Origin of the sequence: Thiocapsa sp. (genome assembly GCF_035467215.1) — a bacterium.
In the GTDB taxonomy this organism is placed as follows: domain Bacteria; phylum Pseudomonadota; class Gammaproteobacteria; order Chromatiales; family Chromatiaceae; genus Thiocapsa.
In genome coordinates this window covers 1-8,573 of sequence record NZ_DATITZ010000206.1, presented here as the reverse complement: position 1 = coordinate 8,573, position 8,573 = coordinate 1, and the positions used below count along the sequence as shown (strand labels likewise).

11 protein-coding genes are annotated in these 8,573 nt (G+C 64.0%); 7 read left to right on the top strand and 4 right to left on the bottom strand.

Features of this window, described 5'->3' with window-relative positions:
• Positions 1-212: 212 nt before the first annotated feature.
• Both VLR48_RS11415 and VLR48_RS11410 read left to right on the top strand, forming a co-directional pair.
• Positions 213-533, top strand: a complete 321-nt coding sequence (locus VLR48_RS11415; RefSeq protein ID WP_325291907.1) for a hypothetical protein — start codon at positions 213-215, stop codon at positions 531-533.
• Positions 530-691, top strand: a complete 162-nt coding sequence (locus tag VLR48_RS11410; protein ID WP_325291906.1) for a hypothetical protein — start codon at positions 530-532, stop codon at positions 689-691. The genes VLR48_RS11415 and VLR48_RS11410 overlap by 4 nt, the downstream gene beginning before the upstream one ends.
• Before the next feature lie 50 nt (positions 692-741).
• Here VLR48_RS11410 and VLR48_RS11405 read toward each other — a convergent pair whose 3' ends face one another.
• A complete protein-coding gene (locus VLR48_RS11405; protein WP_325291905.1) occupies positions 742-1,239 on the bottom strand; it encodes a peptidylprolyl isomerase in 498 nt (165 codons plus the stop codon).
• A gap of 255 nt (positions 1,240-1,494) precedes the next feature.
• Between VLR48_RS11405 and VLR48_RS11400 the strand changes: the two genes are divergently transcribed.
• Positions 1,495-2,109, top strand: coding sequence for a hypothetical protein (locus tag VLR48_RS11400; RefSeq protein ID WP_325291904.1), 615 nt, complete (start codon positions 1,495-1,497; stop codon positions 2,107-2,109).
• Positions 2,090-2,656, top strand: a complete 567-nt coding sequence (locus tag VLR48_RS11395; protein ID WP_325291903.1) for a TlpA disulfide reductase family protein — start codon at positions 2,090-2,092, stop codon at positions 2,654-2,656. The genes VLR48_RS11400 and VLR48_RS11395 overlap by 20 nt, the downstream gene beginning before the upstream one ends.
• Before the next feature lie 283 nt (positions 2,657-2,939).
• On the opposite strand, the gene VLR48_RS11390 is transcribed toward VLR48_RS11395, so the two are convergent.
• The 3 genes from VLR48_RS11390 to VLR48_RS11380 form a co-directional block, all read right to left on the bottom strand.
• Entirely contained in the window at positions 2,940-5,405 is a 2,466-nt protein-coding gene (locus VLR48_RS11390; RefSeq protein WP_325291902.1) for a thioredoxin domain-containing protein, read from the bottom strand.
• A gap of 1 nt (position 5,406) precedes the next feature.
• Complete coding sequence (locus VLR48_RS11385; RefSeq protein ID WP_325291901.1) at positions 5,407-5,985, bottom strand: Uma2 family endonuclease; 579 nt, start codon at positions 5,983-5,985, stop codon at positions 5,407-5,409.
• Between the two features lie 146 nt (positions 5,986-6,131).
• Positions 6,132-6,698 carry a Uma2 family endonuclease gene (locus VLR48_RS11380; protein ID WP_325291900.1) on the bottom strand — a complete coding sequence of 189 codons (567 nt, stop codon included), beginning with the start codon at positions 6,696-6,698 and terminating at the stop codon, positions 6,132-6,134.
• A gap of 263 nt (positions 6,699-6,961) precedes the next feature.
• Between VLR48_RS11380 and VLR48_RS11375 the strand changes: the two genes are divergently transcribed.
• From VLR48_RS11375 to VLR48_RS11365, 3 genes are all read left to right on the top strand, one after another.
• The gene (locus VLR48_RS11375; protein WP_325291899.1) at positions 6,962-7,828 is read left to right on the top strand and encodes a sterol desaturase family protein; all 867 of its coding nucleotides are present in this window, start codon (positions 6,962-6,964) and stop codon (positions 7,826-7,828) included.
• A gap of 154 nt (positions 7,829-7,982) precedes the next feature.
• Positions 7,983-8,330: a DsrE/DsrF/TusD sulfur relay family protein gene (locus VLR48_RS11370; protein ID WP_325291898.1), complete on the top strand. Its 348-nt coding sequence runs from the start codon at positions 7,983-7,985 to the stop codon at positions 8,328-8,330.
• On the top strand, positions 8,327-8,573 hold a 247-nt coding region (locus VLR48_RS11365; protein WP_325291897.1), incomplete at its 3' end, for an aminotransferase class V-fold PLP-dependent enzyme. The genes VLR48_RS11370 and VLR48_RS11365, both read left to right, overlap by 4 nt.

The following is an 8,573-nucleotide window of genomic DNA, read 5'->3' as shown; positions in this document are numbered from 1 at the left end:
AAGACGTTGACGGTTGACGGAAATAATCCCTTGTGCGGTCGGCAAGTCGTGTTTGAGCTTGAGATCTTGACCGTGCGAGATGCGACCGAGGCAGAGATGGCAGCCGGGGGCAAGGTTGAAATGCCGCCCGCGCTCACGGGTGTAAAGCCCGTACCTCTCTAGCGAATGATGGAAAAGACGTGAGCCATGGCTTCCGCCACGAGTGAGAGAGTATGCAGCTGAACCTCGACCCGACGCTATTTGAAGAACAGCAGTTCAAACTGGTCCGCGAACTGGTGCAGAGTATCAGGGTCAAGCTGCAGGAAGCGGGCTTGAGTGATGAAAAGCTCGAAGAAGCGACAGCAAGCATTGCGTTCAGTGTTGCCAGTACGATCGATGACACGTCGGCGATCGAAGTCGACGGAAAGGAAGTCCATCCGTACCTGACATTTCGCACGTCGGATGAAACGTTAACTCACTGCGGTGAAAACTCTTACACGCATGAGTTCGTGTACGAGGCCCTGCAAATCCTGTCTAGAGAAGGTGACTTATGAGCGAGCAAACCAAAAGCAGACCAAAGGTTCCGGAAGGCAAGGTGCGCTTCCACAAAACCAAGCAAATGGAAGCCAATGAGAAGGGTTTCGTCGGATATCAGACAATCTGGGAATCGTTCCAAAAAGAGGCCGCTTACAAGACCCCGAAGCGCCCCTGATCTCCGGCGGGGCAGGACGCCCCGCTGTTTCGATCGTTCAAGCCTCTGAATCAGGTCCCGGGGTCTGCCCCGTCGTTTCCGCCGCCCTCCATTTCTTCCGCCGTCGCATCGCGGACCAACAGGACTTTCACCTGGTAGATGACCTCCTTGCCGCAGAGCGGGTTATTGCCGTCGAAGGTGATCCTGTCTCCTTCAATCTTGGTCACCAGAAAACTTTTCATTTGACCGAGCGTGTTCTCCATCAGGATCCGGGTGCCGACCTGGCGATACTCACGCGGCACGACAGCTACCTTCTCGGTCATCACGAGAGACTCGTCTCTCGGACCATACAACTCATTGCAGTCGACAAGCAGGTCGACACGTTGACCTTGTGCCTTGCCCTCAAGCTCGCGCGTGATCGTAGGCGCCAATATTTCATTCACCCCGTGAACGTAGTTGAGGGGGCGCAAGACTTCGGTGAGCACATCGCCGGTCTTGCTGTCGCGAACGAGATAGGTGAGCTCGACATACTTGCCGTCGGCGATGGTATTTGTGCTGTTTTCGGTCATGGATGTCCGGGAAAGTTTACAGGTGGATGAGGATAAAAGGTCGTTGCGGGCGTGTCGTTTCAAGGGTTGTTCGCGGTTCGGCGAGCGGTCAGTATAGGTCCCGGCCCGGCGACGAGAGACGACTCCGCGATTGTGCGGCGCCTGCCTCTTTCGGTCCACCACGGACCGTCCCGCCGGCGGACCCGACGCCGGGTGTACCTCTGCGTCGCGCCGCAGCTCCAAGCCGATCGACCCGACTACGGAGAGCGTTAGCCTGTGCGATTCATACTTCAAACCGGTCCGAACGGCGCGCATCCCTGCCGCCCGTCCGTCCGTCGCGCCGCGGCGGCCGTCGCCGTCGTTGCTGTCCTTGGAGCTCTCCCGATCAGCGCGGAGCCCGTCCGCTTCGATCCCGAGACAGGCGCAGCCACCTATGAAACCCAAGCCCACGGCGTGAGCGTCTCGCTGACTCAACTCCTGCCCGACCAGGTCCGCGCCTTCTATGTCGCCCGCGGGTTCGACCTAGCCGATGCGGATGTCTTTGCGGATGCCTGCGTCTACATGACCGTCCTGCGCAACGACACTGCGCCCGGCGAGATCGACTTTCGCCTGTCCGACTGGGAGGCCCAACACAACGACGAGGTCCGTCCCCTTCCGCCGTTGGAGGACTGGCTGGCGCAATGGACGGCGCGCGGCGTGCCCGATTCGGCGCGTCTCGCCTTCCGCTGGGCCCAGTTCCCATCGGAGCAGTCCTATGCGCCCGGGGAGTGGAATCAAGGCATGTTGGCCACGGGGCTTCCGTCCGGCAGTCGCTTCGATTTGATTGCTCGTTGGACGATCGCGGACCAAACCTACGAGGGGAGACTCGACGATGTTCTTTGCACCGAATGACCGGATCCACGCAGGCCTGTCGGTCTTGCCGGTCCTTTTCCTCTGCTTCGGCACCGTCGGAGCCGGCGCCGCCGCCGATCTGCCGCCCCTGAGCCACCGACTCACCGTGATCGAGGATCCCGCACCGGCGCCGCCGCTGCGTCTGGAGGATATCGACGGGGTCGAGCACGACCTCGCCGACTTCAAAGGCCGGTTGGTCTTGGTGAACTTCTGGGCCACCTGGTGCCCGCCGTGCCGTCGGGAGATGCCGTCGATGGAGCGTTTGTATCAGCAGTTCAAGGAGCGCGGTCTGATGGTCCTCGCGGTAGACGTCGGCGAGGACATGGACACTGTCTTCGCCTTCACCGGTCAACTGGATCCGGCGCCGACCTTTCCGCTCCTGCTCGACACAAATTCACAAGCTGCTCAGGACTGGGGCGTGAAGGGCCTTCCCACCAGCTTCGTGATCGACCCGGAAGGTCGGGTGATCATCCGTGCCGTGGGCGGCACCGAGTTCGACGATGCAGCGGCCGTGGAGCAGCTTGTGCCCTATCTCCCGAAGCCTTGACGGCGTCCCGCGAAAGACCCCGATTCGGCGCCCGACGAGCTACCGTCGCTCGGCCGACGCTTTAAACCGCGCCCAGCGCGGTATGCGATGTTTTTGGATGGGATCGGCCTCGGCGGAGTTGACGACCGCTGGAGCCGGCGCGGTTTAAGAGATTAAAAAATACATGATTCTAAACCGCGTCCCCGCCAAGGGCCTTGGATGCACCAAACGTCGAGTTCACTCGTGAAGTGAGCATCTCGCTCTGGACGCGGTTTAGCGGCAGAGTGAAAAGGACACTGAAACCTCAATCCGTGCCGAAGCGGGCTGTTTCAGCGAAAGACAGCGGAACCTGTAGGACCAGGGTCTCCGGGGCCAGGCAGATCGCGTCGCTGCACGCCTGCAGACGCAGCTCGAAGGGTAGCCATACGCCTGGCTCCTCGCCGGGATCGGCCCGCTGTTGCGGGTTTGCCGCGAGGGTCGTCTCGATCCGGACGTCTCCCTGATAGACCGCCAGCGGCTCGCTCTGGAAACCGAGGCGGAGGATCTCCGGGGTCGGGTAGGCGGGCGTCGCCATCCGCCAGTCCTCACTTTCCCCGCTCGTGCGCAGGGTCGTTCCGATGAGCTCGTCCTGCAGTGGCCGGTAGGCATTGACGTGCCAGCCCGGTCGCAGGGTCAGCTCGATCACCAGGCTTGCGCTGCCATCGTCACGCGGGCTGATGCGGGCGTCGGCGCGCACGGCGCCCCGTGCCGCGTATTGCAGGTGTCCGGTGTCGCCGTGGCGCATCAGGTTCAGCGCCGTCAGCAGCGCCGGGAAGGCGCTCGGCACCTGCGCGACCCGGCCCGATGTGCTCGCCAACAGCGAGCTCGCGTGCCGCTCGTATGCCAACTCATCGGTGCGCCGGGTCAGCTCCGCCAGCAGTTGCAGGGCCGCCGAGGTGGCGGACGGCATGACCCCGTCGGTGACCTCCTTCGGCCGCGTCATCAGCGGCGTGTCTTCGGCGGCCTCGCCCATGAAGAGACCGCCTTCGCCCTGATCGGCGAAGCGCTCCCAAAGTGCCTCGGCCATCTCGCGGGCCCGCGTCAACCAGAGCTGCTCGCCGGTGGCGTCATAGAGCGCGATCATGGCCTGTCCGAGAAAGGCGTAGTCCTCCAGGAGCCCCGGCTGCGCGGTGCGTCCGTCGAGATAGACGCGGTTGATTCGACCCGGCGCCGGACGCTGCTCGCTCCAGAGCAGCTCGGCGGCCCGCTCGGCAGCGCTCAGGTAGCGGGGCTCGCCCAAGGCATCGGCGACCTCGGCGAGTGCGGCGATCATCATGCCGTTCCAGGCGGTGAGGATCTTCTCGTCCCGATGCGGATGCGGGCGCTCCTCTCGGTGCCGGTAGAGACGCTCATTGATGGCGTCCATGCGCTTCCACAGCTCTGTCGGGGTCAAACCGCGGGCGGCGGCGAACGGCTCCGGCGCGACCGGCAGATGCAGGATGTTTCGCCCCTCGAAATTGCCGGATTCGGTCACTCCGTAGAGGGCGATGACGAGGTCGGCGTCCTCGGGCGGCAGCACGGACATCAGCTCGTCCAGCGTCCATAGGAAGAAGAGTCCTTCCTCGCCCTCGCTTTCTGCGTCGGTGGCGGAATAGAAGCCGCCCGCCGGGGAGGTCAGATCGCGCAGCACGAAGTCCAGCGTGCGCCGGGCCACGCGTGCCAGCTCCGGGTCACCGGTCAGACGCCAGGCGGCCAGATAAAGGCGCGCGAGCTGTGCCTGGTCGTAGAGCATCTTCTCGAAGTGGGGCACCAGCCAGTCGTTGTCGATCGCGTAGCGATGGAAGCCGCCGCCGACCTGATCGTGGATGCCGCCGCGCGCCATGCTCTGCAGGGTGAAGACGGCCGCCGTCAGGGCGGCTTGGTCGTCCCGGCGCAGCGCCTGGTCGAGCAACAGCGCGAGCCGCGGCTGCTGCGGGAACTTTGGCGCGTCGCCGAAACCTCCCTGCAGCGCGTCATGCTGGTCGAGCAGACTCGCGACGGCCCGATCGACGATCCGGTCTCCGAGCTCGGCGGCTTGGGCGTCGACGGCAAGTGCCGCGGCGACGGCGCGGGCGATCTCGGCCGCCCGGGCGCGCATCTGTTCCGGCTGCGCTTGCCACAGGGTATTGACGCGTTGCAACAGTGAGCTGAAGTCGTCGGGCGGGAAGTAGGTTCCGGCGACGATGGTCTCGCCCTCCGGCGTGAGGATGCTCGACATGGGCCAGCCGCCGGTGCCGGTGAGCAGTTGCACGGCGGTCATGTACACCTGGTCGATGTCGGGGCGGACTTCCCGATCGACCTTGATCGCCACGAAATGCCTGTTCAGAAGCTCGGCGATGGCGCTGTCCTCGAAGCTCTCGCGCTCCATCACATGGCACCAGTGGCAGGTCGAGTAACCGATGGAGAGGAACACCGGCTTGTTCTCGCGGCGGGCGCGCTCGAACGCCTCCGGCCCCCAGGCATACCAGTCCACCGGATTGTGCGCATGCTGGATGAGGTAGGGCGAATCCTCCAGGATCAAGCGGTTGGTGTAACGAGGCCGGCCATCGGGGAGCAGATGTTCGGTGCGCGGGCGGTAGTCCGGTCCCTTGGCCGCGAGCGCCGCCGCCAGCCGGCGTTGCAACTCGGGCGGGTAGGCAGCCGAGGTCTGCGCTGCCGCATGCGCGCCCTCGTGGCCCCCGGCGCCGACGCCGCCACCTTCGGCGATGGTCAGGTAGAGCAGCAGGGAAAGGCCGACGAGTAGGCGGTTCATGCTACCGCGACAGCTCCACCTTGTCGTAGACCTCGGCCAGCGACAGCTCCGCCTCGACGACGCGCAACGGGATGGAATCCGACGGATCCTGGTAGCTGCTCAGACTCCAGGTCCCGTCCGGTTGGCGGAGAAACAGCTCCGCCTGCATTCGATATTGCGACAGCAGCAGGTAGGCCTGCAGACTCCGGAGGCTTCGATAATGCCGGAACTTGTCGCCGCGGTCGTAGGCCTCGCTGGAGTCCGACAAGACCTCGACGATCAAGGTCGGATTGGTGACCATGTCGCGCCGGCCCTCGTAGAACTCGCGTTCGCCGCAGATCACCATCACGTCCGGGTAGGTTCCCACGTCGGCGGCAGCGATATGGACCTTCATGTCGCTCGGGTAGACGCGGCAGGGTCGTTCCTTGAGCTGGTTGCCGAGCTCGCGGACCATGTTGGCAACGATGAGATTGTGCTCTTCGGTGCCGCCGGCCATCGCAAAGACCTCGCCAGCGATGTATTCGCTGCGTTGGTCGGTCGCGGTCCGCTCGATGGCGAGCCAGTCGTCGAACGAAAGATGCGGTTGGGGTGCGACGGACATCATGGCCTCCTATGGAGCGTTGCGGTGGATGGCTCCGAGCTGACCCGATTATAGACCCGGCAGCGCGCGTCTTGATGCGTGCTTCGGAAGCGGGCGGCTTCCAAGTGGTTGAGGTTAAACCCGGAATGGAAGCAGAGGTTGCCGCTTTATGCCAGGTCGCCGAACAGGAGGCCCAAGTCGATCTCGATCGCTTCGAACGGCGGGATGCGCACCTTGGCGGAGGTCTCGTCCGGGCCTTCGGCCGTGAACACGGCACGGTATCCGCCGGCATCCAGGGCATAGGCGATCAGTGCCCGGTCCTCGGGTGCGACGATCCAATAGAAGGGAACGCCCGCACGCTGCAGGCGCAGGAAGTGCCTGACCGTGTCTTTGTGCTCGTGGCCCGGGGAGAGGATCTCGCAGACGCAGTCCGGCAGCACGGTCATGATGCCGGACGGGCGCTCCGGCAGCCGCGCCTTGCGCCAGCCGGCTAGGTCGCGGCTGGGACAGTGGTGTTCATTGTAACGAACACTGATCTCCGGGACGATCCACCAACCGCCCGAGCCGCCTAGACGCTTTAAGGGAATCGTCTCTTCCACCAATCCCGACTGCGCCAGCCCATGCTCGAAACGACTCATCGGCCGCTGCACGATCTCGCCGTCGATCAGCTCGACGCGCTCGTCGCCGGGCCAGGTTAGCAGGTCGTCGATGGTGAGAAATCGTTGTGCTTCCATCATCTGTTTCTCGCAAGTTAGTAGGTGATGGTTGATGGTCTAGGAACAGTATCCAGCTAAGCACTCGGTGGTTCAGATGATTCATCGGGCACGACGTCGATCGCCGGCGTGCGACGCATGGCGGCGCTGCCGAGCTTGATAACAAGACCGGAAAAACCCCCTGAATCGGTAGTTAAAAACATTCAACATATCGGTTGATAGTCGATCTGCGATCTGCCAATATCGATCTCATCAGGCCATCCCGGCAGTCGGAGGCACACCCTTTGGACAGCTTCATTCAGACCCACGAGGCGACGATCCGCCTCGCGTTCTTCTTCGGCATCTTCGCGCTCATGGCGATCTGGGAGGTTCGCGCCCCACGCCGTGCGCGGACCTTGACCCGACTGCAACGCTGGACCAGCAACCTCGGGCTGGTCGTCTTGAATACGGTCGTGTTGCGCATCCTGTTTCCCGCGGCAGCAGTCGGGATGGCGCTCTTTACGAGCGCGCAGGGTTGGGGGTTGCTCAACGCGATCGATGTGCCGGGCTGGCTCGCGGTGCTCATTGCCGTCGTCGTGCTCGACTTCGTCGTCTGGGTGCAGCACGTGCTGTTCCATGCCGTGCCTGCGCTGTGGCGGCTGCATCGGGTCCATCACGCTGACCTGGACTACGACCTGACCACCGGCGCGCGCTTTCACCCGATCGAGATCGTCCTGTCGATGCTGATCAAGTTCGCGGCCATCGCCGCACTCGGCCCGCCGGTCGTCGCGGTGATCCTCTTCGAGGTCATCCTCAACGGCATGGCCATGTTCAATCACGCCAACGTGCGTCTGCTGCCCGGGGTCGACCGCGCCTTGCGTTGGTTCGTGGTCACGCCCGACATGCACCGCGTCCACCACTCGATCGAGGACGACGAGACCAACTCCAACTTCGGCTTCAACCTGTCCTGGTGGGATCGCCTGCTCGGCACCTACCGTGACCAGCCGCGGGCCGGCCACGAGGGTATGACCATCGGGATTCGCGACCATCGCGATCCACGCCGGGTCGATCGGCTCGACGGGATGCTGGTGCTGCCCTTCATCGGGCAGGTGACCGACTATGCGATCAATCGGCGGCGCTGGGAGGAGCAGCCGCCGGATGCTCGGCCGTAAGCAAACCGGCTCAATCGCGCTCGAACCGATCTCGGCACTCGCCCTCCTGTCGCGTCCGGCGATCCGACTGCAGGGTCGACCGGCTCCGAAACACCCATCGTCCGCGCAGAGACACGCCTGCCCGGACACCGCAACACCACCACAGGAGTAACCGATGTCCAAGGTTCTGTTCATCCTCAACGATCCGCCCTACGGCACCGAGCGCAGCTTCAATGGTTTACGCCTCGCCAAGTCACTCGCCGGGAAGGACACCCATGTCACCGTCTTTCTCATGGCCGATGCCGTCGCCTGCGCCAAGTCCGGGCAGAAGGTGCCGCAGGGCTACTACAACCTGGAGCTGATGGTGAAGGCGATCGCGCGCGGCGGCGATGTCCTGCTCTGCGGCACCTGTCTGGATGCGCGCGGTATCACTGATGCCGAGCTGATCGAGGGCACGCGCCGCAGCACCATGGAAGCGCTGGCCGAGGCGACCTTGGCGGCGGATCGGGTCTTGGTGTTTTGACCCGGATCTATCTCGACTACAACGCCAGCACACCGATCGCCCCGGCCGTTGCGCAGGCGATGCAGGCAGCAATCGCGGACGCCTTCGGCAATCCGTCCAGCCTGCATTGGGCCGGCGCACCGGCGCGGGCGTTGGTCGAGCAGGCTCGCGCCGAGGTTGCCGCGCTGCTCGGCTGCGCACCGGACGAGATCGTCTTCACCAGCGGCGGGACCGAGGCCAACAACCTCGCGCTTAAGGGGATCT